Here is a 23,243-nt window from a genome sequence, read left to right as displayed (position 1 = left end):
TTGTGCTGGTGAGTGGTTGCGGCAGGAGGCATTTTGGATATCTCTCTCATAATTTATGCAGTGATAGCGTTGGTAGGCGTTGCGCTGGGCTGGCTGATCGCCAGTTATCAACATGCACAGCAAAAAGCCGATCAGCTTACCGAGCGTGAAGAGATGGTGGCGGCGCTAAGCGCGGCCAGACAGGAGCTTGCCCAAAGCGATCACTGGCGCGACGAGTGCGAACTGCTGAACAATGAGCTTCGCAGTCTGCGCAGTATTAACACCTCGCTGGAAGCGGATCTGCGGGAAGTCACGACGCGAATGGAAGCGACGCAGCAGCATGCGGAAGACAAAATTCGTCAGATGATCAATAGCGAACAGCGCCTCAGCGAGCAGTTCGAAAACCTGGCGAACCGGATTTTTGAGCAAAGCAACCGCCGGGTCGACGAGCAAAACCGACAGAGCCTTAACAGTCTGCTCATGCCGTTGCGTGAGCAACTGGACGGTTTTCGCCGCCAGGTTCAGGACAGCTTTGGTCAGGAGGCGCGCGAGCGGCATACGCTGGCGCATGAGATTCGTAATCTGCAACAGCTCAATGCGCAGATGGCGCAGGAAGCGGTCAATCTCACGCGCGCGCTGAAAGGCGACAATAAAACCCAGGGCAACTGGGGTGAGGTGGTGCTTACCCGCGTGCTGGAGGCTTCCGGCCTGCGCGAAGGCTATGAGTACGAAACGCAGGTCAGCATTGAAAATGATGTCCGTTCGCGGATGCAGCCCGACGTGATTGTCCGCTTACCGCAGGGCAAAGATGTCGTGATCGACGCTAAAATGACGCTGGTGGCCTATGAGCGCTATTTCAACGCGGAAGATGACGTCACCCGTGAGAGCGCGCTCCAGGAGCATATCGCATCCGTGCGTAACCATATTCGCCTGCTTGGGCGTAAAGATTATCAGCAGCTTCCAGGACTGCGCTCGCTGGACTATGTGCTGATGTTTATCCCCGTCGAGCCTGCTTTTTTGCTGGCGCTGGACAGACAGCCCGAACTGATTACCGAGGCATTGAGAAATAACATTATGCTGGTCAGCCCTACGACGTTGCTGGTGGCGTTACGGACCATCGCCAACCTGTGGCGCTACGAACATCAAAGCCGCAATGCGCAGCAAATTGCCGAACGAGCCAGTAAACTGTACGACAAGATGCGGCTGTTTGTGGATGATATGTCGTCTGTCGGGCAAAGCCTCGAGAAAGCGCAGGACAACTACCGTCAGGCGATGAAAAAACTGACGTCGGGGCGCGGCAACGTGCTGGCGCAGGCAGAAGCGTTTCGGGGGTTAGGCGTGGAAATCAAACGCGAGATTAATCCGGAACTGGCGGAACAGGCGACGTCGCAGGATGAAGAATACCGTTTGCGCGCGGTGCCCGAAGCACCTGAAAACACGCTTCATTCAGACGATAGCGGCGTCAAACAGCAATCGATTTAGCCCGTTTGGCGTCGCCGGAACGGGTAGAAGGGTAGGGCAAATAGCCCCAATCTGTTACACTTCTCGAACAATTTTTTGATGAGCAGGCACTGAGATGGTGGATAATTCACAAGAAACGACGCACTTTGGTTTTCAGACTGTCGCTAAAGAACAGAAAGCAGACATGGTGGCCCACGTTTTTCATTCTGTGGCCTCAAAATATGATGTCATGAATGATTTAATGTCATTTGGCATTCATCGCTTGTGGAAGCGCTTCACTATCGACTGCAGCGGCGTTCGCCGCGGTCAGACGGTGCTTGATCTGGCCGGAGGGACGGGCGATCTGACGGCCAAGTTCTCTCGCCTGGTCGGTGAAACCGGCAAGGTGATTCTGGCGGATATCAATGACTCCATGCTTAAGATGGGCCGTGAAAAACTGCGTAACATCGGGGTTATCGGCAACGTCGAATACGTTCAGGCTAACGCGGAAGCGCTGCCCTTTCCGGACAACACCTTTGACTGTATCACCATTTCCTTCGGTCTACGTAACGTCACGGACAAAGACAAAGCCCTGCGCTCCATGTTCCGCGTGCTGAAACCCGGCGGACGCCTGCTGGTGTTGGAATTTTCTAAGCCGATTATCGAGCCGCTGAGCAAAGCCTACGATGCCTACTCTTTCCACGTTCTACCACGCATCGGATCCATGGTGGCGAACGATGCGGACAGCTACCGCTATTTAGCGGAATCTATTCGTATGCATCCCGATCAGGACACGCTGAAAGCGATGATGCAGGACGCCGGGTTTGAAAGCGTCGATTATTACAACCTGACGGCGGGTGTGGTAGCGCTGCATCGCGGCTATAAGTTCTGACAGGAGAGCGGGGATGCCTTTTAAACCCTTAGTGACCGCAGGAATGGAAAGTCTGCTCAATACGTTCCTGTACCGTTCACCAGCGCTGAAAACCGCGCGAACGCGCCTGCTGGGTAAAGTGCTGCGCGTGGAACTAAAAGGCTTTTCGACATCATTGATTCTGGTTTTCAGCGAGCGTCAGGTTGACGTGCTGGGTGAGTGGGCGGGCGAGGCTGATTGCACCGTCATTACCTACGCCAGCGTGCTGCCTGAACTGCGCGACCGTCAGCAGCTCACCGCGCTGATTCGCAGTGGCGAACTGGAAGTTCAGGGTGATATTCAGGTCGTTCAGAATTTTGTCGCCCTTGCCGATTTAGCGGAATTCGATCCTGCCGAGCTGATCGCGCCCTACACTGGCGATATCGCGGCGGAAGGGATCGGTAAAGCCCTGCGCGGTGGGGCCAGATTTCTCCGTCACGGCATTCAACGCCAACAGCGCTATGTCGCCGAAGCAATCACGGAAGAGTGGCGAATGGCGCCCGGACCCCTTGAGGTCGCCTGGTTTGCGGAAGAAACGGCAGCGGTGGAACGCGCTGTTGATGCGCTGACGAAGCGGCTGGAAAAACTGGAGGCTAAATGACGCCAGGTGAAGTACGGCGCCTATATTTCATCATTCGCACCTTTTTAAGCTACGGACTTGATGAGCTCATCCCCAGAATGCGGATCACGCTGCCGCTACGGTTATGGCGATATGGCCTGTTCTGGATGCCAAACCGTCATAAAGACAAACTGCTGGGAGAGCGGCTGAGACTGGCACTGCAAGAGTTAGGGCCAGTGTGGATCAAGTTCGGGCAGATGCTCTCTACCCGCCGCGATCTCTTCCCGCCGCAAATTGCTGACCAGCTTGCGCTGTTGCAGGACAAAGTCGCGCCGTTTGACGGCAAACTGGCGAAAGCGCAAATCGAAGCGGCGATGGGCGGACTGCCCGTTGAAGCCTGGTTTGACGATTTTGAGATCAAGCCGCTGGCGTCAGCGTCCATCGCCCAGGTGCATACGGCCAGGCTGAAATCGAACGGCAAAGAGGTGGTCATTAAGGTTATCCGCCCGGACATTTTGCCGATCATCAAAGCGGATCTTAAGCTTATTTACCGCCTGGCGCGCTGGGTGCCCCGCTTGCTGCCGGATGGTCGTCGTCTGCGTCCAACGGAAGTGGTACGCGAGTACGAGAAGACGCTAATCGATGAGTTGAACCTGCTGCGCGAGTCGGCTAATGCTATCCAGCTGCGCCGAAACTTTGAAGGCAGTCCGATGCTCTACGTCCCGGAAGTGTATTCTGACTATTGCAGTGAGAACATGATGGTGATGGAGCGCATTTACGGTATTCCGGTTTCCGATGTCGTGGCGCTGGAAAAGAACGGCACCAACATGCAACTGCTGGCAGAACGCGGTGTGCAAGTGTTCTTCACCCAGGTGTTTCGCGACAGCTTTTTCCATGCGGACATGCACCCCGGCAATATCTTCGTGAGCTATGAGCACCCGGAAGATCCGCAGTATATAGGTATTGATTGCGGTATTGTCGGCTCGTTAAACAAAGAAGATAAACGTTATCTGGCGGAAAATTTCATCGCCTTCTTTAACCGTGATTACCGCAAAGTGGCGGAATTACACGTCGATTCAGGCTGGGTTCCGCCGGATACCAACGTCGAAGAGTTTGAGTTCGCTATCCGCACGGTCTGTGAGCCTATCTTTGAAAAGCCGCTGGCGGAGATCTCGTTTGGCCACGTGTTGTTAAACCTTTTCAATACGGCGCGTCGATTCAACATGGAAGTGCAGCCGCAGTTGGTATTATTGCAGAAGACATTGTTGTACGTTGAAGGCGTGGGTCGTCAGCTGTATCCGCAGCTCGATCTCTGGAAAACGGCGAAACCTTTTCTCGAATCCTGGATCAAAGATCAGGTCGGTATTCCTGCTCTGGTCAGAGCCTTTAAGGAAAAAGCGCCGTTCTGGGTCGAAAAAATGCCGGAACTGCCTGAACTGGTGTACGACAGTTTGCGCCAGGGCAAATATTTACAGCACAGTGTTGATAAGATTGCGCGCGAGCTTCATGAGAACCATGTCCGTCAGGGTCAGTCCCGTTATTTATTCGGTATTGGCGCCACGCTGCTATTAAGTGGGACCTTCCTGCTGATTAGTCGTCCTGAATGGGGCTATATGCCCGGCTGGTTAATGGCGGGCGGCCTCGTCGCCTGGATCGTTGGCTGGCGCAAAACTCGCTGATTTTTTCATCGCTCATCGCGGGCTATGTAACGTATACTACGGGCCTAATTATTTCATCATCTATCACTGAGGAACATGTATGGGTGGTATCAGTATTTGGCAGTTGGTGATCATTGCCGTCATCGTTGTCCTGTTGTTTGGCACCAAAAAGCTCGGTTCTATCGGTTCCGATCTCGGCGCATCCATTAAAGGCTTCAAAAAAGCCATGAGTGATGATGATGCGAAACAGGAAAAAACCAGTCAGGATGCTGACTTCACCGCGAAGTCAATCACTGACAAAACCGCAGACGCTAAAACAGAAGACGCCAAGCGCCACGATAAAGAGCAGGTGTAATTCGTGTTTGATATCGGTTTTAGCGAACTGTTACTGGTATTTATTATCGGCCTCGTCGTGCTGGGGCCGCAGCGACTGCCGGTAGCCGTCAAAACGATAGCGGGCTGGGTTCGCGCGCTGCGCTCTCTCGCCACGACCGTTCAGAATGAACTGACGCAGGAACTGAAGCTCCAGGAGTTTCAGGACAGCCTGAAGAAAGTTGAGAAAGCGAGCCTCGAAAACCTGACGCCTGAGTTGAAGGCCTCAATGGACGAACTGCGTCAGGCGGCAGAGTCGATGAAACGTTCCTACAGCGCTAACGAGCCGGAAAAGGCGAGTGATGAAGCGCATACTATCCATAACCCGATAGTCAAAGGGAACGAAGAGCAGCATGAAGGGGTTACCCCGGCGACGGCAGAAGTCCAGGCCAGCGCGCCTGAACAGGCCCCCGAGGCTCTGGAAACGGCTGCGGTTGCCGAGGATAAAAAACCTGTGGCGGCGGAGAAGCCTGTCGCTGGCGTGAAAGACGCTGAACCGAAATCCGCTGCGCCTGCTGCAGGCGCCTCCACCACGTCGAGTGATAAACCGTAAACATGGCTGTAGAAGATACTCAACCGCTTATCACGCACCTGATCGAGCTGCGCAAACGCCTGCTTAACTGCATCATTGCGGTTATCGTGATTTTTCTGGCATTGGTCTATTTTGCTAATGACATCTATCACCTGGTTTCCGCGCCGCTGATAAAACAGCTGCCGCAGGGTGCGACCATGATCGCGACGGACGTCGCATCACCCTTTTTCACGCCAATCAAACTGACCTTCATGGTGTCGCTGATCCTGTCAGCACCAGTGATCCTGTATCAGGTCTGGGCGTTTATTGCACCGGCGTTGTATAAACATGAGCGTCGGTTGGTGGTACCGCTGCTGATCTCCAGTTCGCTGCTGTTCTATATTGGTATGGCGTTCGCCTATTTCGTGGTGTTCCCGCTGGCGTTTGGCTTTTTGGCTAACACTGCGCCGGAAGGCGTACAGGTCTCGACCGACATTGCCAGCTATCTCAGCTTTGTCATGGCGCTGTTTATGGCGTTTGGTATTTCCTTTGAGGTGCCGGTTGCCATCGTATTGCTGTGTTGGGTAGGTATTACCACGCCGGACGATCTGCGTAAAAAACGTCCCTACGTGCTGGTTGGCGCCTTTGTAATTGGCATGCTGCTTACGCCGCCGGACGTTTTTTCTCAAACGCTGCTGGCAATACCCATGTACTGCCTGTTTGAAGTCGGCGTTTTCTTTTCGCGTTTTTACGTCGGCAAACGACAGACGCGGGATGAAGATAACGAGGCGGAAGCAGAAGCAGACGCTGCAAGAGCCGGAAAGACCGAAGATTAAATATAACCGCCCGTCAGGGCGGTTTTCATATGGAGAGAAGCATGTTTGATATTGGCGTAAACCTGACCAGTTCGCAGTTCTCCAGAGACCGGGACGAGGTGGTGGCGCGAGCGCTTGCCGCTGGCGTGAACGGCATGCTTCTTACCGGCACGAATCTCCATGAAAGTCAGCAGGCGCAGCGTCTTGCGCAACATTATCCCCAATGTTGGTCCACCGCCGGCGTTCACCCGCACGACAGTAGCCAATGGCAACCGTCAACGGAGGAAGCCATTGTCGCCCTGGCGGCGTTACCGGAGGTGGTGGCGATTGGCGAGTGCGGTCTTGATTTCAATCGCAACTTTTCCACGCCAGAAGAGCAGGAGCGAGCTTTCGACGCACAGTTGCGGATAGCCGCCGAATTACAGATGCCGGTTTTTATGCATTGCCGTGACGCACATACGCGTTTCCTGGCGCTGCTCGATCCGTGGCTGGATAAGCTCCCGGGCGCTGTGCTGCACTGTTTTACCGGCACACGCCAGGAGATGCAGGCGTGCATCGACAGAGGGTTATACATAGGCATTACGGGCTGGGTGTGTGATGAGCGCCGCGGGCTGGCGTTGCGTGAAATACTGCCGTTTATTCCTGCGGATAAGCTGCTGATCGAAACCGATGCACCCTATTTATTGCCGCGCGATCTGTCGCCGAAACCGGCGTCGCGGCGCAATGAACCGGCGCATCTGCCGCATATCTTTGCGCGTATCGCGCACTGGCGCGGGGACGATCCGCAGTGGCTTGCCGCCACAACGGATACCAATGTCAGAACGCTGTTCGGCATCGCGCCGTGAACCGGATGCGGGTCGGCAAGAGCGTTATAGCTTACGGAAACCCGTGTTTTTCACACTCTGCTTCACCTCTTTATTCAGCAGGTTAAGCAGCAGCATAGAGCGTGCTTCGCCGTCTGGTTCGGTGAAGATTGCCTGAAGCCCTTCAAAGGCGCCTTCGGTGATGATCACGCTGTCACCCGGGTAAGGCGTCTCCGGATCCACAATGCCTTCCGGTTTATACACGGAGAGTTGATGGATGACGCTGGGGGGTACGGTGGCCGGGGAAGCGCCAAAACGAACGAAGTGGCTGACGCCTCGCGTGGCGTTAATCGTTGTGGTATGAATCACTTCCGGATCAAATTCCACAAACAGATAGTTGGGGAACAGCGGTTCGCTGACTGCGGTACGTTTTCCACGCACCATCTTTTCCAGGGTGATCATCGGCGTCAGGCAATTGACCGCCTGTCTTTCGAGGTGTTCCTGGGCACGCTGAAGTTGCCCGCGCTTGCAGTACAGTAAATACCAGGATTGCATAATGACTCTTATCCGCTTGTTCGGGGCGCAAGCATAGCAAAAGCTATGCGCTAAGTTAATTATACCCGGCGTAATTCTGGCTGCTTCTTTGTTGGCTGCCTGAGTTCACGCTAATTTAACAAAAATACAGCATCACGATGATGAACGCCGTATAATGAGGCGCTTACCCAGAGGCTATAATGGACGCCATGAAATATCACGATTTACGCGACTTCCTGACGCTGCTTGAACAACAGGGCGAACTTAAACGCATCACGCTTGAAGTTGACCCGCACCTGGAAATCACTGAAATTGCTGACCGCACGCTGCGTGCTGGCGGACCCGCGCTGCTGTTTGAAAATCCTAAAGGCTATTCCATGCCGGTGCTCTGTAACCTGTTTGGCACGCCAAAGCGCGTCGCGATGGGGATGGGGCAGGATGATGTCTCCGCACTGCGTGAAGTGGGTAAGCTGCTGGCCTTTCTGAAAGAACCGGAACCGCCGAGGGGCTTTCGCGATCTCTTTGACAAACTTCCGCAGTTCAAACAGGTGCTGAATATGCCGACGAAGCGCCTTCGTGGCGCGCCCTGTCAGCAGAAGATTATTACGGGTGATGACGTCGATCTGAACCGCATTCCCATTATGACCTGCTGGCCGGAAGATGCTGCGCCGCTCATTACCTGGGGGCTTACCGTGACCCGTGGGCCGCATAAAGAGCGGCAGAATCTGGGCATTTATCGTCAGCAGTTGATTGGTAAAAATAAGCTCATCATGCGCTGGCTGTCGCATCGCGGCGGCGCACTTGATTATCAGGAGTGGTGTGCGGCGCACCCTGGCGAGCGCTTCCCGGTTTCCGTGGCGCTGGGGGCCGATCCGGCCACGATTCTTGGCGCAGTGACGCCAGTGCCGGATACGCTGTCCGAATATGCTTTTGCCGGTCTGCTGCGCGGTACAAAAACCGAAGTGGTTAAATGTATTTCTAACGATCTCGAAGTGCCAGCCAGCGCGGAGATCGTACTGGAAGGGTATCTTGAGCCCGGCGAGATGGCGCCGGAAGGCCCATACGGCGACCATACCGGCTATTACAACGAGGTGGACAGCTTCCCGGTCTTTACCGTCACGCATATTACCCGGCGTGAAGACGCCATTTACCACTCCACTTATACCGGTCGTCCACCGGATGAACCGGCGGTACTTGGCGTAGCGTTGAACGAAGTCTTTGTCCCCATTCTGCAAAAGCAGTTTCCGGAAATCGTCGATTTTTACCTGCCGCCGGAAGGCTGTTCATACCGTCTGGCCGTCGTGACGATGAAAAAACAGTACGCGGGACATGCGAAACGCGTCATGATGGGGGTCTGGTCATTTTTACGCCAGTTTATGTACACCAAGTTTGTTATCGTCTGTGATGACGATGTCAACGCTCGCGACTGGAACGACGTCATCTGGGCGATCACCACCCGTATGGACCCTGCACGGGACACGGTGCTGGTCGAGAACACGCCAATCGATTATCTGGATTTTGCTTCGCCGGTCTCCGGGCTGGGTTCAAAAATGGGGCTGGATGCCACGAACAAATGGCCTGGTGAAACCCAACGCGAGTGGGGGCGTCCCATTAAAAAAGACCCGGATGTTATCGCGCGTGTTGACGCGATCTGGGATGAACTGGCCATCTTTAATCACGGTAAAGGCGCCTGAGGCGCGAACGTTTTGCCCTATAGACCCATAGAGGGAGCGCATGACAACCTTAAGCTGTAAAGTGACCTCGGTAGAAGCTATCACCGATACCGTATACCGCGTTCGTTTAGTGCCCGACGCGGCATTTTCCTTTCGTGCCGGTCAGTATTTGATGGTGGTGATGGACGAACGGGATAAACGTCCGTTCTCAATGGCGTCAACGCCGGACGAACAGGGGTTTATTGAGCTTCATATTGGCGCGTCTGAAATTAACCTCTATGCCAAAGCGGTGATGGATCGCATTCTTAAAGATCATGAGATCGTCGTTGATATTCCGCACGGTGAAGCGTGGCTGCGCGACGATGAAGAGCGCCCGCTGATCCTGATTGCCGGCGGTACCGGATTTTCTTACGCGCGTTCAATACTGTTGACGGCCCTGGCGCGCAACCCGAACCGTGAGGTGACCATTTACTGGGGTGGCCGCGAAGAGAAGCATCTCTACGATCTCTCAGAGCTGGAAGCGCTGACGCTGAAGCACCCGAACCTGCGCGTGGAGCCGGTGGTTGAACAGCCTGAAGCGGGCTGGCGCGGGCGCACCGGGACGGTATTAACCGCCGTGTTGCAGGATCACGGTACGCTGGCAGAACATGATATTTATATTGCGGGTCGCTTTGAGATGGCGAAAATTGCGCGCGACCTGTTCTGCAACGAGCGCAGCGCGCGAGCCGATCGTCTGTTTGGCGATGCGTTCGCTTTCATTTAAGCAATAAAAAACCCGCCCCTGACAGGCGGGAAGAACGGCAACTAAATAATGCCCGGTGAAGGGAGACGCCCTCCGGTGATTTTTCTGGTGGCCCGGAGCGTGCCGGGCCTTGAACTCACCTAGACACGCTCGAATACTGTCGCGATGCCCTGCCCCAGGCCGATACACATTGTCGCCAGACCAAACTCCACATCTTTACGTTCCATCAGATTGATTAACGTCGTGCTGATGCGGGCGCCTGAACAGCCGAGCGGATGACCGAGGGCGATCGCGCCGCCGTTCAGGTTGATCTTCTCGTCAATCTGCTCCATCAGCCCAAGATCTTTAATGCACGGCAGGATCTGCGCGGCAAACGCTTCGTTCATCTCAAACACGCCGATATTACTGGCGGTCAGCCCGGCTTTCTTCAGCGCCAGCGTCGACGCCGGAACCGGACCGTAGCCCATGATCGAGGGATCGCACCCCACCACCGCCATTGAACGTACGCGGGCGCGTATTTTCAGGCCCAGTTCCCGCGCACGGCTCTCGCTCATTACCAGCATCGCGGCTGCGCCGTCGGAAAGGGCTGACGAAGTGCCTGCCGTTACCGTACCGCTGACCGGATCGAACGCCGGACGCAGGGTGGACAGCGCTTCGACGGTCGTTTCCGGACGGATCACTTCGTCGTAAGTCAATTGCTTTAGCACACCGTCCGCGTCGTGACCGCCGGTCGGGATGATCTCATTCTTAAACGCGCCAGACTGGGTTGCCGCCCAGGCTCGGGCGTGCGAGCGCGCGGCAAACGCGTCCTGCATTTCACGGCTGATGCCGTGCATGCGGGAGAGCATCTCTGCGGTCAGCCCCATCATACCCGCGGCTTTGGCGACGTTGCGGCTCAGACCCGGATGGAAATCCACGCCGTGGCTCATCGGCACATGGCCCATATGCTCCACGCCGCCGACAAGACAGGCCTGCGCATCGCCGGACATGATCATCCGCGCGGCGTCATGCAGCGCCTGCATTGACGAACCGCAAAGGCGGTTAACGGTAACTGCCGGAACCGAGTGCGGGATCTCCGCCAGCAGCGACGCGTTGCGGGCGATGTTGAAACCTTGCTCCAGGGTCTGCTGTACGCAGCCCCAGTAGATATCGTCCAGCGCGGCAGGATCCAGCGCCGGGTTACGCGCCAGCAGGCTACGCATCAGGTGCGCGGAGAGATCTTCCGCGCGCACGTTACGGAACGCGCCGCCTTTTGAACGGCCCATCGGGGTGCGAATCGCATCAACAATGACAACCTTTTCCATTGTGACTCCTTAAGCCGTTTTCAGCTCGCCAACCGGACGGGCTGGCTCAACTGCTGGATAGTAGGGTTCGTTATGGCGCGCTTTGTCGCGCAGCCCTTCCGGCACGTCATACAGCGGACCGAGAGACTGATACTGTTGCGCCATGTCGAGGTACTTCACGCTGCCGAGCGTATCCAGCCAGCGGAACGCGCCGCCGTGGAATGGCGGGAAGCCCAGGCCGTACACCAATGCCATATCGGCTTCCGCCGGGCTGGCGATGACGCCTTCTTCAAGACAACGCACCACTTCGTTGACCATTGGGATCATCATGCGGGCGATAATTTCGTCGTCGCTGAAATCACGCTTCGCGTTGCTGACGTCCGCCAGCAGGCTGTCCACGGCCGCGTCGTCGTCTTTTTTCGGTTTACCTTTGCTGTCTTCTTTATAGCGCCAGAAACCCAGACCGTTCTTCTGACCAAAACGGTTGGCGTCGAAGAGGGCGTCGATCGCGTCGCGATAATCTTTCTGCATACGCTGCGGGAAACCTGCGGCCATCACTGCCTGCGCATGGTGGGCGGTATCAATGCCCACGACGTCCAGCAGATACGCCGGACCCATCGGCCAGCCAAATTGCTTTTCCATCACTTTGTCGATTTTGCGGAAATCCGCGCCGTCGCGCAGCAGCTGGCTGAATCCGGCAAAGTACGGAAACAGTACGCGGTTAACGAAGAAGCCCGGGCAGTCGTTAACGACGATGGGCGTTTTGCCCATTTTGCTGGCCCACGCCACCACTTTGGCGATGGTGTCATCAGACGTTTGTTCGCCACGGATCACTTCGACCAGCGGCATACGGTGCACCGGGTTAAAGAAATGCATCCCGCAGAAGTTTTCCGGACGCTTCAGTACGCTTGCCAGTTCGCTAATGGGAATCGTGGACGTGTTTGACGCCAGCACAGCATCCGGGCGGACCTTTTCTTCTGTTTCCGCCAGCACGGCTTTTTTCACCTTCGGGTTTTCCACAACGGCTTCCACAACCACGTCCACGCGATCAAAGCCAGCGTAGTCGAGCGTCGGATGAATCGTCGAAATCACCCCCGCCATCTTCAGACCGTCAATCTTGCCGCGCTCCAGCTGTTTATTCAGCAGTTTGGCGGCTTCGGTCATTCCCAGCGTCAGCGATTTGTCGTTGATATCCTTCATGATCACCGGCACGCCTTTCCATGCCGATTGATAAGCGATACCGCCGCCCATAATACCCGCGCCCAGCACGGCAGCCTGCTTTGGCGTCTCAACGTTTTTGGTCAGCTTCTTCGCTTTGCCTTTTACGAACTGATCGTTCAGGAAGATGCCAACCAGCGCGCGCGCTTCGTTGGTATGCGCCAATGGAACAAAGCTCTTATTTTCCAGGTTCAGCGCTTCTTCGCGGCCAAAGCGCGCCGCCGCTTCAATGGTTTTCACCGCTGTCATAGGGGCCGGGTAATGTTTGCCCGCCGTCTGCGCGACCATGCCTTTGGCGATGGTAAAGCTCATGGCGGCTTCAATCTTACTGAGTTTAAGGGGTTCCAGTTTTGGCTGACGTTTCGCTCTCCAGTCCAGATCGCCGTTAATCGCCTGGCGCAGTACCGCTATTGCGCCTTCCGTCAGTTTTTCCGCCTTCACCACACCATCGACCAGGCCGATTTTCAGCGCCTGCTCTGCGCCAACGTCTTTACCGGCGGCAATAATTTCCAGCGCGCTGTCGGCGCCCAGCATGCGCGGCATACGGACGGAGCCGCCAAAGCCTGGCATAATGCCCAGCTTCGTTTCCGGCAGACCGATGCGCAGATCGGGCGTCGCCAGACGGTAATCGGTCGCCAGCACGCATTCGCAGCCGCCGCCCAACGCATAGCCGTTGACGGCGGAAAGGGTAGGGACCGGCAGGTCTTCCAGACGGTTAAAGACGCTGTTGGCAAAATGTAGCCACTGGCTTAACTGTTCTTCGGGAACCAGAAACAGTGAAAGAAATTCGGTGATGTCCGCACCGACAATAAAGGCTGCTTTCTCAGAACGCAGCAGCAGCCCTTTTAGATCTGTCTGCTTTTCCAGTACATCCAGCGCCTGGCCGAGGCTGGCGACGGTCGCAGTGTCGAGTTTATTGACTGAGCCGGGGGCATCGAACACCAGTTCGGCGATGCCATCTTCCAGCCAGTCGAGGTACAGGGTGTCGCCTTTGTAAAGCATGTCAGTCTCCTGAATCCACATGGGGATCTGGTCGTACCAGATGAATCGAAGTGTGTATTTTGTGTTAAAGAAATGCAAATAAGTGATTAAAAAAATGCCGATCCGATCACGGTCGGCAGAAATCACGCTCTTTCGGGTCGTTGTGCTAAGATGCGGAGACTTGAGGTCAAAAAAGCAGAAGGATAGAAAATGGAATCACTGGCCGCACTCTATAAAAATCATATCGTTACCCTACAGGAACGGACACGTGACGCGCTGGCGCGCTTCAAACTCGATGCGTTACTTATTCATTCCGGCGAGCTGGTTAACGTCTTCCTCGACGATCATCCCTATCCGTTTAAAGTGAATCCGCAGTTTAAGGCGTGGGTGCCAGTGACGCAGGTGCCGAACTGCTGGCTGCTGGTGGATGGCGTAAACAAACCGAAACTGTGGTTCTATTTACCGGTGGATTACTGGCACAATGTGGAACCGCTGCCGACCTCCTTCTGGACAGAAGAAATTGAAGTCATTGCGCTGCCAAAAGCGGAGGGCATTGGTAGCCAACTGCCTGCTGCACGCGGCAATATCGGCTATATTGGCCCGGTTCCGGAGCGCGCGCTGCAACTGGATATTGCGGCCAGCAATATCAACCCGAAAGGGGTGATTGATTACCTGCATTATTATCGCGCCTATAAAACAGACTATGAGCTGGCCTGTATGCGAGAAGCGCAGAAAATGGCGGTGAATGGTCATCGTGCCGCAGAAGAAGCCTTTCGTTCCGGCATGAGCGAGTTCGACATTAATCTGGCCTACCTGACCGCCACCGGACATCGTGATACCGATGTGCCTTACGGCAATATCGTCGCACTCAATGAACACGCCTCTGTACTGCATTACACCAAACTGGATCATCAGGCGCCATCTGAAATCCGCAGCTTTTTGCTGGATGCGGGCGCGGAGTACAACGGTTACGCGGCAGATCTCACACGTACCTGGTCGGCGAAAAGCGACAACGATTATGCGCAGCTGGTAAAAGACGTTAACGATGAACAGCTGGCGCTGATCGCCACCATGAAGGCGGGCGTCAGCTACGTTGATTATCACATCCAGTTCCATCAACGCATCGCTAAACTGTTGCGTAAGCACCAGATTGTTACGGATATGAGCGAAGAAGCGATGGTGGAGAATAATCTTACCGGGCCGTTTATGCCGCACGGAATCGGCCATCAGTTGGGGTTACAGGTACACGACGTTGGCGGATTTATGCAGGATGACAGCGGTACGCATCTTGCCGCGCCGTCAAAATATCCGTACCTGCGCTGTACCCGCGTGCTCCAGCCTGGCATGGTCCTGACCATTGAGCCGGGGATTTACTTCATCGAGTCGCTGCTTGCGCCGTGGCGCGAAGGGCAGTACAGCAAGCATTTCAACTGGCAGAAAATTGAAGCGCTGAAACCGTTCGGCGGCATTCGTATCGAAGATAACGTGGTGATTCATGATAACGGCGTGGAAAACATGACGCGGGATCTGAAACTGGCGTAATGGACAGTTGGTTAATTCCTGCGGCGCCGGTCACTGTAGTCGAGGAGATCAAAAAAAGCCGCTTTATTACGCTTCTGGCGCATACCGATGGCGTTGAGGCGGCGAAAGCCTTTGTCGGGTCAGTGAAAGCGGCGCATCCGGATGCCCGTCACCATTGCGTGGCGTGGGTGGCAGGCGCGCCGGATGATTCGCAGCAATTGGGGTTTTCCGACGATGGCGAACCGGCGGGCACGGCGGGCAAGCCAATGCTTGCCCAACTGATGGGCTGCGGCGTTGGGGAAATCACCGCCGTGGTGGTGCGCTATTACGGTGGGATCCTGCTCGGAACAGGTGGATTGGTGAAAGCGTACGGCGGCGGCGTCAATCAGGCGCTGCGTCAGCTAACAACACAGCGCAAGACGCCGTTAACCGAATATACTTTGCAGTGTGAATACGCGCAGTTGGCTGGCGTGGAAACACTTCTGGCTCAGCATGACGGCAACATCGTCACGCGTGAATACCAGGCGTTCGTTCGGCTCAGGGTGGCGCTTCCTTATGCGAAAGTGGCCGAATTTTCAGCAAGGCTGGCGGATTTTAGCCGCGGTTCATTGCATTTGTTAGCGATTGAAGAATAATCCCCCCTCATTTTGAAGAACTAAGGAAGCGGCAGAGATGCATTTTCGCGCCATTACCCGAATCGTTGGACTACTGGTCATCTTATTTTCGGGGACGATGATTATTCCCGGACTGGTAGCCCTCATCTATCGTGATGGGGCGGGACGTGCATTTACGCAAACGTTCTTTGTCGCGCTGGCGATAGGCTCAATGCTGTGGTGGCCTAACCGCCGCGAGAAAGGTGAACTGAAATCGCGCGAAGGGTTTCTGATTGTGGTGTTGTTCTGGACCGTGCTAGGTAGCGTGGGTGCGTTACCGTTTATTTTCTCGGAAAGCCCGAACCTCACCATTACCGATGCGTTTTTTGAATCATTTTCCGGTTTAACCACAACGGGCGCCACCACACTGGTGGGTCTGGATTCGTTACCGCACGCGATTCTTTTTTATCGCCAGATGCTGCAGTGGTTTGGCGGGATGGGGATCATCGTATTGGCGGTGGCGATTCTGCCGATACTTGGCGTCGGGGGGATGCAGCTGTATCGCGCTGAAATGCCCGGGCCGCTAAAAGACAACAAAATGCGCCCTCGTATTGCGGAGACGGCAAAGACGCTGTGGCTGATCTACGTCCTGCTGACCGTGGCCTGCGCGCTGGCGCTATGGTTTGCCGGGATGCCCGCGTTTGACGCTATCGGGCACAGCTTCGCCACTATCGCCATCGGCGGGTTTTCTACGCACGACGCCAGCGTGGGCTATTTTGACAGCCCAACGATTAACACGATTATCGCTATCTTTTTATTAATCTCCGGCTGTAACTATGGTTTGCACTTCTCTTTGTTAAGCGGACGTAGCCTCAAAGTGTACTGGCGTGACCCGGAGTTTCGCATGTTTGTTGGCGTGCAGCTTACGCTGGTGGTCATCTGCACGATCGTGCTGTGGTTCCATGATGTTTATAACTCTGCGCTAACGACGCTCAACCAGGCCTTTTTCCAGGTGGTGTCGATGGCGACGACGGCGGGCTTTACTACCGACAGTATTGCGCGCTGGCCGCTGTTCCTGCCAGTGCTGCTGTTGTGCTCTGCGTTTATCGGCGGTTGCGCCGGATCGACAGGCGGGGGGCTGAAGGTGATCCGTATCCTCCTGCTGTTCAAACAAGGGAACCGAGAACTGAAGCGACTGGTGCATCCGAATGCGGTCTACAGTATTAAGCTGGGGAACCGTGCGCTGCCGGAACGTATCCTCGAAGCGGTTTGGGGTTTTTTCTCGGCGTATGCTCTGGTATTTATTGTCAGTATGCTGGCGATTATCGCGACTGGCGTGGACGACTTTTCCGCGTTTGCCTCCGTGGTGGCTACACTTAACAATCTTGGACCCGGGCTGGGTGTCGTCGCGGACAACTTTGCCAGTATGAATCCGGTGGCGAAATGGATCCTGATTGCCAATATGCTGTTTGGCCGTCTTGAGGTCTTCACTTTGCTGGTACTTTTTACCCCGACCTTCTGGCGTGAATAATGGAGTAACACGTGAAAACACTGATTCTTTTTTCAACCCGGGATGGACAAACGCGCGAAATCGCTTCGTATCTGGCGTCAGAACTGAAAGAACTGGGCATCTGGGCAGACGTCGTGAATTTGCACCGTACCGAAGAACCTGAATGGGACAGCTACGATCGCGTGGTTATTGGCGCGTCTATACGTTACGGGCATTACCATACAGCCTTTCAGGAGTTCGTAAAAAAACATGCGACGCGGCTGAACGGGATGCCGAGCGCGTTCTATTCCGTAAATCTGGTGGCGCGTAAACCGGAAAAGCGCACGCCGCAGACCAACAGTTACGCGCGTAAATTTTTAATGAGCTCGCAGTGGCGCCCTGACCGCTGTGCGGTGATCGCCGGCGCGTTGCTTTACCCGCGCTATCGCTGGTATGACCGCATAATGATCAAACTGATTATGAAAATGTCAGGCGGCGAAACGGACACCAATAAAGAAGTGATCTATACCGACTGGGAGCAGGTTGCAGGTTTTGCCCGGGAAATCGCCCAGTTAACCGTCAAATCGCCGGTTAAATAAACGTAAAGAATAAAAATTGCGCGGTTGATAAATTATTTTAAATTTCCTCTTGTCAGCCCGAAATAACTCCCTATAATGCGCCACCACTGACACGGAACAACGGCACGCAAGCCGCCGGGTCAGCGGGGTTCAGACCAGAACCTCACGGAGAAAAGCAAAAATAAATGCTTGACTCTCAAGCGGGAAAGCGTATTATGCACACCCCGCGCCGCTGAGAAAAAGCGAAGCGGCACTGCTCTTTAACAATTTATCAGACAATCTGTGTGGGCACTCAAAGTGACATGGATTCTTAACGTCGCAAGACGAAAAATGAATACCAAGTCTCTGAGTGAACACGTAATTCATTACGAAGTTTAATTCACGAGCATCAAACTTAAATTGAAGAGTTTGATCATGGCTCAGATTGAACGCTGGCGGCAGGCCTAACACATGCAAGTCGAACGGTAACAGGAAGCAGCTTGCTGCTTCGCTGACGAGTGGCGGACGGGTGAGTAATGTCTGGGAAACTGCCCGGTGGAGGGGGATAACTACTGGAAACGGTAGCTAATACCGCATAACGTCGCAAGACCAAAGAGGGGGACCTTCGGGCCTCTTGCCACCGGATGTGCCCAGATGGGATTAGCTTGTTGGTGAGGTAACGGCTCACCAAGGCGACGATCCCTAGCTGGTCTGAGAGGATGACCAGCCACACTGGAACTGAGACACGGTCCAGACTCCTACGGGAGGCAGCAGTGGGGAATATTGCACAATGGGCGCAAGCCTGATGCAGCCATGCCGCGTGTATGAAGAAGGCCTTCGGGTTGTAAAGTACTTTCAGCGGGGAGGAAGGGATTGTGGTTAATAACCGCAGTCATTGACGTTACCCGCAGAAGAAGCACCGGCTAACTCCGTGCCAGCAGCCGCGGTAATACGGAGGGTGCAAGCGTTAATCGGAATTACTGGGCGTAAAGCGCACGCAGGCGGTCTGTCAAGTCGGATGTGAAATCCCCGGGCTCAACCTGGGAACTGCATTCGAAACTGGCAGGCTTGAGTCTCGTAGAGGGGGGTAGAATTCCAGGTGTAGCGGTGAAATGCGTAGAGATCTGGAGGAATACCGGTGGCGAAGGCGGCCCCCTGGACGAAGACTGACGCTCAGGTGCGAAAGCGTGGGGAGCAAACAGGATTAGATACCCTGGTAGTCCACGCCGTAAACGATGTCTACTTGGAGGCTGTGCCCTTGAGGCGTGGCTTCCGGAGCTAACGCGTTAAGTAGACCGCCTGGGGAGTACGGCCGCAAGGTTAAAACTCAAATGAATTGACGGGGGCCCGCACAAGCGGTGGAGCATGTGGTTTAATTCGATGCAACGCGAAGAACCTTACCTGGTCTTGACATCCACGGAAGACTGCAGAGATGCGGTTGTGCCTTCGGGAACCGTGAGACAGGTGCTGCATGGCTGTCGTCAGCTCGTGTTGTGAAATGTTGGGTTAAGTCCCGCAACGAGCGCAACCCTTATCCTTTGTTGCCAGCGGTCCGGCCGGGAACTCAAAGGAGACTGCCAGTGATAAACTGGAGGAAGGTGGGGATGACGTCAAGTCATCATGGCCCTTACGACCAGGGCTACACACGTGCTACAATGGCATATACAAAGAGAAGCGACCTCGCGAGAGCAAGCGGACCTCATAAAGTATGTCGTAGTCCGGATTGGAGTCTGCAACTCGACTCCATGAAGTCGGAATCGCTAGTAATCGTGGATCAGAATGCCACGGTGAATACGTTCCCGGGCCTTGTACACACCGCCCGTCACACCATGGGAGTGGGTTGCAAAAGAAGTAGGTAGCTTAACCTTCGGGAGGGCGCTTACCACTTTGTGATTCATGACTGGGGTGAAGTCGTAACAAGGTAACCGTAGGGGAACCTGCGGTTGGATCACCTCCTTACCTTAAAGAACCTGCCTTTGTAGTGCTCACACAGATTGTCTGATGAAAAACGAGCAGTAAAACCTCTACAGGCTTGTAGCTCAGGTGGTTAGAGCGCACCCCTGATAAGGGTGAGGTCGGTGGTTCAAGTCCACTCAGGCCTACCAAATTCGCTCCCGTGCTTTGTTGTGGCAAAGCTCGCATACTGATGTATGCTTCGCTTCACCACGCCGCGCCCGGAAACGAATTATCGGTAAAGAGGTTCTGACTACACGATGGGGCTATAGCTCAGCTGGGAGAGCGCCTGCTTTGCACGCAGGAGGTCTGCGGTTCGATCCCGCATAGCTCCACCATTCTGTAGAACGTTTACGTAAGAAAACTTCAGAGTGTACCTGAAAGGGTTCACTGCGAAGTTTTGCTCTTTAAAAATCTGGATCAAGCTGAAAATTGAAACACAGAACAACGAAAGTTGTTCGTGAGTCTCTCAATTATCGCAACCATGAAGGATCCTGTCACAGGTGACGTGAGCGAAGTGAAGACAAGGCGTACCGCACGCAGCGAGCGCAGTGGACTTACTGTCCATGAGCATCGCGAGTACGGAACAACGCAGTATTCACGACGCGCAACGAACCGGACAGAACAAGACCTCTTCGGGTTGTGAGGTTAAGCGACCAAGCGTACACGGTGGATGCCCTGGCAGTCAGAGGCGATGAAGGACGTGCTAATCTGCGAAAAGCGTCGGCGAGGTGATATGAACCTTTGACCCGGCGATGTCCGAATGGGGAAACCCAGTGTGATTCGTCACACTATCGTTAACTGAATACATAGGTTAACGAGGCGAACCGGGGGAACTGAAACATCTAAGTACCCCGAGGAAAAGAAATCAACCGAGATTCCCCCAGTAGCGGCGAGCGAACGGGGAGCAGCCCAGAGCCTGAATCAGCCAGTGTGGTAGTGGAAGTGTCTGGAAAGGCACGCGATACAGGGTGACAGCCCCGTACACAAAACCGCACCGGTTGTGAGCTCGATGAGTAGGGCGGGACACGTGGTATCCTGTCTGAATATGGGGGGACCATCCTCCAAGGCTAAATACTCCTGACTGACCGATAGTGAACCAGTACCGTGAGGGAAAGGCGAAAAGAACCCCGGCGAGGGGAGTGAAAAAGAACCTGAAACCGTGTACGTACAAGCAGTGGGAGCCTCTTTATGGGGTGACTGCGTACCTTTTGTATAATGGGTCAGCGACTTATATTCTGTAGCAAGGTTAACCGTATAGGGGAGCCGCAGGGAAACCGAGTCTTAACTGGGCGTTAAGTTGCAGGGTATAGACCCGAAACCCGGTGATCTAGCCATGGGCAGGTTGAAGGTTGGGTAACACTAACTGGAGGACCGAACCGACTAATGTTGAAAAATTAGCGGATGACCTGTGGCTGGGGGTGAAAGGCCAATCAAACCGGGAGATAGCTGGTTCTCCCCGAAAGCTATTTAGGTAGCGCCTCGTGAATTCATCTCCGGGGGTAGAGCACTGTTTCGGCTAGGGGGCCATCCCGGCTTACCAACCCGATGCAAACTGCGAATACCGGAGAATGTTATCACGGGAGACACACGGCGGGTGCTAACGTCCGTCGTGAAGAGGGAAACAACCCAGACCGCCAGCTAAGGTCCCAAAGTCATGGTTAAGTGGGAAACGATGTGGGAAGGCTCAGACAGCCAGGATGTTGGCTTAGAAGCAGCCATCATTTAAAGAAAGCGTAATAGCTCACTGGTCGAGTCGGCCTGCGCGGAAGATGTAACGGGGCTAAACCATGCACCGAAGCTGCGGCAGCGACGCTTATGCGTTGTTGGGTAGGGGAGCGTTCTGTAAGCCGTTGAAGGTGTGCTGTGAGGCATGCTGGAGGTATCAGAAGTGCGAATGCTGACATAAGTAACGATAAAGCGGGTGAAAAGCCCGCTCGCCGGAAGACCAAGGGTTCCTGTCCAACGTTAATCGGGGCAGGGTGAGTCGACCCCTAAGGCGAGGCCGAAAGGCGTAGTCGATGGGAAACAGGTTAATATTCCTGTACTTGGTGTTACTGCGAAGGGGGGACGGAGAAGGCTATGTCGGCCGGGCGACGGTTGTCCCGGTTTAAGCGTGTAGGTGTGTGTTCCAGGTAAATCCGGTTCACTTTAACACTGAGGCGTGATGACGAGGCACTACGGTGCTGAAGTGACAAATGCCCTGCTTCCAGGAAAAGCCTCTAAGCATCAGGTAACATCAAATCGTACCCCAAACCGACACAGGTGGTCAGGTAGAGAATACCAAGGCGCTTGAGAGAACTCGGGTGAAGGAACTAGGCAAAATGGTGCCGTAACTTCGGGAGAAGGCACGCTGATATGTAGGTGAAGTGATTTACTCATGGAGCTGAAATCAGTCGAAGATACCAGCTGGCTGCAACTGTTTATTAAAAACACAGCACTGTGCAAACACGAAAGTGGACGTATACGGTGTGACGCCTGCCCGGTGCCGGAAGGTTAATTGATGGGGTTATCCGTAAGGAGAAGCTCTTGATCGAAGCCCCGGTAAACGGCGGCCGTAACTATAACGGTCCTAAGGTAGCGAAATTCCTTGTCGGGTAAGTTCCGACCTGCACGAATGGCGTAATGATGGCCAGGCTGTCTCCACCCGAGACTCAGTGAAATTGAACTCGCTGTGAAGATGCAGTGTACCCGCGGCAAGACGGAAAGACCCCGTGAACCTTTACTATAGCTTGACACTGAACACTGGTCCTTGATGTGTAGGATAGGTGGGAGGCTTTGAAGCGTGGACGCCAGTCTGCGTGGAGCCGCCCTTGAAATACCACCCTTTAATGGCTGGTGTTCTAACGTAGGCCCGTAATCCGGGTTGCGGACAGTGTCTGGTGGGTAGTTTGACTGGGGCGGTCTCCTCCTAAAGAGTAACGGAGGAGCACGAAGGTTGGCTAATCCTGGTCGGACATCAGGAGGTTAGTGCAATGGCATAAGCCAGCTTGACTGCGAGCGTGACGGCGCGAGCAGGTGCGAAAGCAGGTCATAGTGATCCGGTGGTTCTGAATGGAAGGGCCATCGCTCAACGGATAAAAGGTACTCCGGGGATAACAGGCTGATACCGCCCAAGAGTTCATATCGACGGCGGTGTTTGGCACCTCGATGTCGGCTCATCACATCCTGGGGCTGAAGTAGGTCCCAAGGGTATGGCTGTTCGCCATTTAAAGTGGTACGCGAGCTGGGTTTAGAACGTCGTGAGACAGTTCGGTCCCTATCTGCCGTGGGCGCTGGAGAACTGAGGGGGGCTGCTCCTAGTACGAGAGGACCGGAGTGGACGCATCACTGGTGTTCGGGTTGTCATGCCAATGGCACTGCCCGGTAGCTAAATGCGGAAGAGATAAGTGCTGAAAGCATCTAAGCACGAAACTTGCCCCGAGATGAGTTCTCCCTGAGACCTTGAGTCTCCTGAAGGAACGTTGAAGACGACGACGTTGATAGGCCGGGTGTGTAAGCGCAGCGATGCGTTGAGCTAACCGGTACTAATGAACCGTGAGGCTTAACCTTACAACGCCGAAGATGTTTTGGCGGGATTGAGAAGATTTTCAGCTCAGATTACAGATTTTGCGAAAACGAAAGATTTTACGCTGAGGCAAGGCGGCAAGTG

The 23,243-nt window shown here is 54.7% G+C and carries 17 protein-coding genes, 2 tRNA genes and 2 rRNA genes; 18 read left to right on the top strand and 3 right to left on the bottom strand.

Annotated features, from left to right (window positions below):
- Positions 1–33: 33 nt before the first annotated feature.
- The 8 genes from rmuC (at position 34) to tatD (ending at position 7,089) form a co-directional block, all read left to right on the top strand.
- Positions 34–1,461, top strand: coding sequence for a DNA recombination protein RmuC (rmuC, locus tag JY391_RS21915; RefSeq protein WP_211935021.1), 1,428 nt, complete (start codon positions 34–36; stop codon positions 1,459–1,461).
- Between the two features lie 94 nt (positions 1,462–1,555).
- Positions 1,556–2,311: a bifunctional demethylmenaquinone methyltransferase/2-methoxy-6-polyprenyl-1,4-benzoquinol methylase UbiE gene (gene ubiE / locus JY391_RS21910; protein WP_042292737.1), complete on the top strand. Its 756-nt coding sequence runs from the start codon at positions 1,556–1,558 to the stop codon at positions 2,309–2,311.
- 13 nt (positions 2,312–2,324) lie between these two features.
- A complete protein-coding gene (gene ubiJ / locus JY391_RS21905; RefSeq protein WP_042292733.1) occupies positions 2,325–2,930 on the top strand; it encodes a ubiquinone biosynthesis protein UbiJ in 606 nt (201 codons plus the stop codon).
- Positions 2,927–4,567, top strand: a complete 1,641-nt coding sequence (gene ubiB / locus JY391_RS21900) for a ubiquinone biosynthesis regulatory protein kinase UbiB (protein WP_042292730.1) — start codon at positions 2,927–2,929, stop codon at positions 4,565–4,567. Before ubiJ ends, ubiB begins: the two co-directional genes overlap by 4 nt.
- Positions 4,568–4,646: 79 nt before the next feature.
- Complete coding sequence (gene tatA / locus JY391_RS21895) at positions 4,647–4,901, top strand: Sec-independent protein translocase subunit TatA (RefSeq protein ID WP_211935020.1); 255 nt, start codon at positions 4,647–4,649, stop codon at positions 4,899–4,901.
- 3 nt (positions 4,902–4,904) lie between these two features.
- Complete coding sequence (gene tatB, locus JY391_RS21890; protein ID WP_042292725.1) at positions 4,905–5,471, top strand: Sec-independent protein translocase protein TatB; 567 nt, start codon at positions 4,905–4,907, stop codon at positions 5,469–5,471.
- Positions 5,472–5,473: 2 nt separating this feature from the next.
- Positions 5,474–6,265, top strand: coding sequence for a Sec-independent protein translocase subunit TatC (gene tatC / locus JY391_RS21885; RefSeq protein WP_042292723.1), 792 nt, complete (start codon positions 5,474–5,476; stop codon positions 6,263–6,265).
- A gap of 41 nt (positions 6,266–6,306) precedes the next feature.
- Positions 6,307–7,089 (top strand): 3'-5' ssDNA/RNA exonuclease TatD, encoded by a 783-nt coding sequence (tatD, locus tag JY391_RS21880; protein WP_211935019.1) that lies wholly within the window; start codon positions 6,307–6,309, stop codon positions 7,087–7,089.
- A 24-nt stretch (positions 7,090–7,113) separates the two neighbouring features.
- On the opposite strand, the gene rfaH is transcribed toward tatD, so the two are convergent.
- Complete coding sequence (gene rfaH / locus JY391_RS21875; protein ID WP_042292718.1) at positions 7,114–7,602, bottom strand: transcription/translation regulatory transformer protein RfaH; 489 nt, start codon at positions 7,600–7,602, stop codon at positions 7,114–7,116.
- Positions 7,603–7,781: 179 nt separating this feature from the next.
- On the opposite strand from rfaH, the gene ubiD reads away from it, so the two are divergent.
- Positions 7,782–9,275 carry a 4-hydroxy-3-polyprenylbenzoate decarboxylase gene (gene ubiD / locus JY391_RS21870; protein WP_181822248.1) on the top strand — a complete coding sequence of 498 codons (1,494 nt, stop codon included), beginning with the start codon at positions 7,782–7,784 and terminating at the stop codon, positions 9,273–9,275.
- Between the two features lie 40 nt (positions 9,276–9,315).
- Positions 9,316–10,017 (top strand): NAD(P)H-flavin reductase, encoded by a 702-nt coding sequence (gene fre, locus JY391_RS21865; protein ID WP_042292715.1) that lies wholly within the window; start codon positions 9,316–9,318, stop codon positions 10,015–10,017.
- Between the two features lie 119 nt (positions 10,018–10,136).
- Here the strand turns inward: fre and fadA are convergent, their stop codons facing one another.
- Positions 10,137–11,300, bottom strand: coding sequence for an acetyl-CoA C-acyltransferase FadA (fadA, locus tag JY391_RS21860; RefSeq protein WP_211935018.1), 1,164 nt, complete (start codon positions 11,298–11,300; stop codon positions 10,137–10,139).
- 9 nt (positions 11,301–11,309) lie between these two features.
- On the bottom strand, positions 11,310–13,499 hold the full coding sequence (gene fadB / locus JY391_RS21855; protein ID WP_211935017.1) for a fatty acid oxidation complex subunit alpha FadB: 2,190 nt from the start codon (positions 13,497–13,499) through the stop codon (positions 11,310–11,312).
- Positions 13,500–13,688: 189 nt separating this feature from the next.
- Here fadB and pepQ point away from each other — a divergent pair, with 189 nt between their 5' ends.
- From pepQ to JY391_RS21815, 8 genes are all read left to right on the top strand, one after another.
- Positions 13,689–15,020, top strand: a complete 1,332-nt coding sequence (pepQ, locus tag JY391_RS21850) for a Xaa-Pro dipeptidase (protein WP_211935016.1) — start codon at positions 13,689–13,691, stop codon at positions 15,018–15,020.
- Positions 15,020–15,634: an IMPACT family protein gene (locus JY391_RS21845; protein WP_042292704.1), complete on the top strand. Its 615-nt coding sequence runs from the start codon at positions 15,020–15,022 to the stop codon at positions 15,632–15,634. The genes pepQ and JY391_RS21845 overlap by 1 nt, the downstream gene beginning before the upstream one ends.
- A gap of 37 nt (positions 15,635–15,671) precedes the next feature.
- A complete protein-coding gene (gene trkH, locus JY391_RS21840; RefSeq protein WP_042292700.1) occupies positions 15,672–17,123 on the top strand; it encodes a Trk system potassium transporter TrkH in 1,452 nt (483 codons plus the stop codon).
- A gap of 11 nt (positions 17,124–17,134) precedes the next feature.
- A complete protein-coding gene (hemG, locus tag JY391_RS21835) occupies positions 17,135–17,680 on the top strand; it encodes a menaquinone-dependent protoporphyrinogen IX dehydrogenase (RefSeq protein ID WP_042292697.1) in 546 nt (181 codons plus the stop codon).
- A 375-nt stretch (positions 17,681–18,055) separates the two neighbouring features.
- Positions 18,056–19,597: ribosomal RNA gene (locus tag JY391_RS21830) — 16S ribosomal RNA — on the top strand.
- A gap of 69 nt (positions 19,598–19,666) precedes the next feature.
- Positions 19,667–19,743: transfer RNA gene (locus JY391_RS21825), tRNA-Ile, on the top strand.
- 110 nt (positions 19,744–19,853) lie between these two features.
- Positions 19,854–19,929: transfer RNA gene (locus tag JY391_RS21820), tRNA-Ala, on the top strand.
- A gap of 308 nt (positions 19,930–20,237) precedes the next feature.
- Positions 20,238–23,143: ribosomal RNA gene (locus JY391_RS21815) — 23S ribosomal RNA — on the top strand.
- The 16S and 23S rRNA genes sit together here with 2 tRNA genes alongside, the layout of an rRNA operon.
- Positions 23,144–23,243 lie beyond the last annotated feature (100 nt).

Source organism: Citrobacter sedlakii, from assembly GCF_018128425.1.
Taxonomy (GTDB): Bacteria; Pseudomonadota; Gammaproteobacteria; order Enterobacterales; family Enterobacteriaceae; genus Citrobacter_A; species Citrobacter_A sedlakii.
Note: the sequence above shows the minus strand (reverse complement) of the source record. Positions and strands in the feature narration are given on the sequence as shown.

Bases quoted from the DNA above. Each gene is read 5' to 3' on its own strand.
- pepQ (WP_211935016.1), top strand. From the start codon at position 13,689: ATGGAATCACTGGCCGCACTCTATAAAAATCATATCGTTACCCTACAG.
- tatC (WP_042292723.1), top strand. From the start codon at position 5,474: ATGGCTGTAGAAGATACTCAACCGCTTATCACGCACCTGATCGAGCTG.
- tatD (WP_211935019.1), top strand. From the start codon at position 6,307: ATGTTTGATATTGGCGTAAACCTGACCAGTTCGCAGTTCTCCAGAGAC.
- JY391_RS21845 (WP_042292704.1), top strand. From the start codon at position 15,020: ATGGACAGTTGGTTAATTCCTGCGGCGCCGGTCACTGTAGTCGAGGAG.
- ubiB (WP_042292730.1), top strand. From the start codon at position 2,927: ATGACGCCAGGTGAAGTACGGCGCCTATATTTCATCATTCGCACCTTT.
- fadA (WP_211935018.1), bottom strand. From the start codon at position 11,300: ATGGAAAAGGTTGTCATTGTTGATGCGATTCGCACCCCGATGGGCCGT.
- fadB (WP_211935017.1), bottom strand. From the start codon at position 13,499: ATGCTTTACAAAGGCGACACCCTGTACCTCGACTGGCTGGAAGATGGC.
- ubiD (WP_181822248.1), top strand. From the start codon at position 7,782: ATGGACGCCATGAAATATCACGATTTACGCGACTTCCTGACGCTGCTT.
- trkH (WP_042292700.1), top strand. From the start codon at position 15,672: ATGCATTTTCGCGCCATTACCCGAATCGTTGGACTACTGGTCATCTTA.
- ubiJ (WP_042292733.1), top strand. From the start codon at position 2,325: ATGCCTTTTAAACCCTTAGTGACCGCAGGAATGGAAAGTCTGCTCAAT.
- tatA (WP_211935020.1), top strand. From the start codon at position 4,647: ATGGGTGGTATCAGTATTTGGCAGTTGGTGATCATTGCCGTCATCGTT.
- fre (WP_042292715.1), top strand. From the start codon at position 9,316: ATGACAACCTTAAGCTGTAAAGTGACCTCGGTAGAAGCTATCACCGAT.
- rfaH (WP_042292718.1), bottom strand. From the start codon at position 7,602: ATGCAATCCTGGTATTTACTGTACTGCAAGCGCGGGCAACTTCAGCGT.
- ubiE (WP_042292737.1), top strand. From the start codon at position 1,556: ATGGTGGATAATTCACAAGAAACGACGCACTTTGGTTTTCAGACTGTC.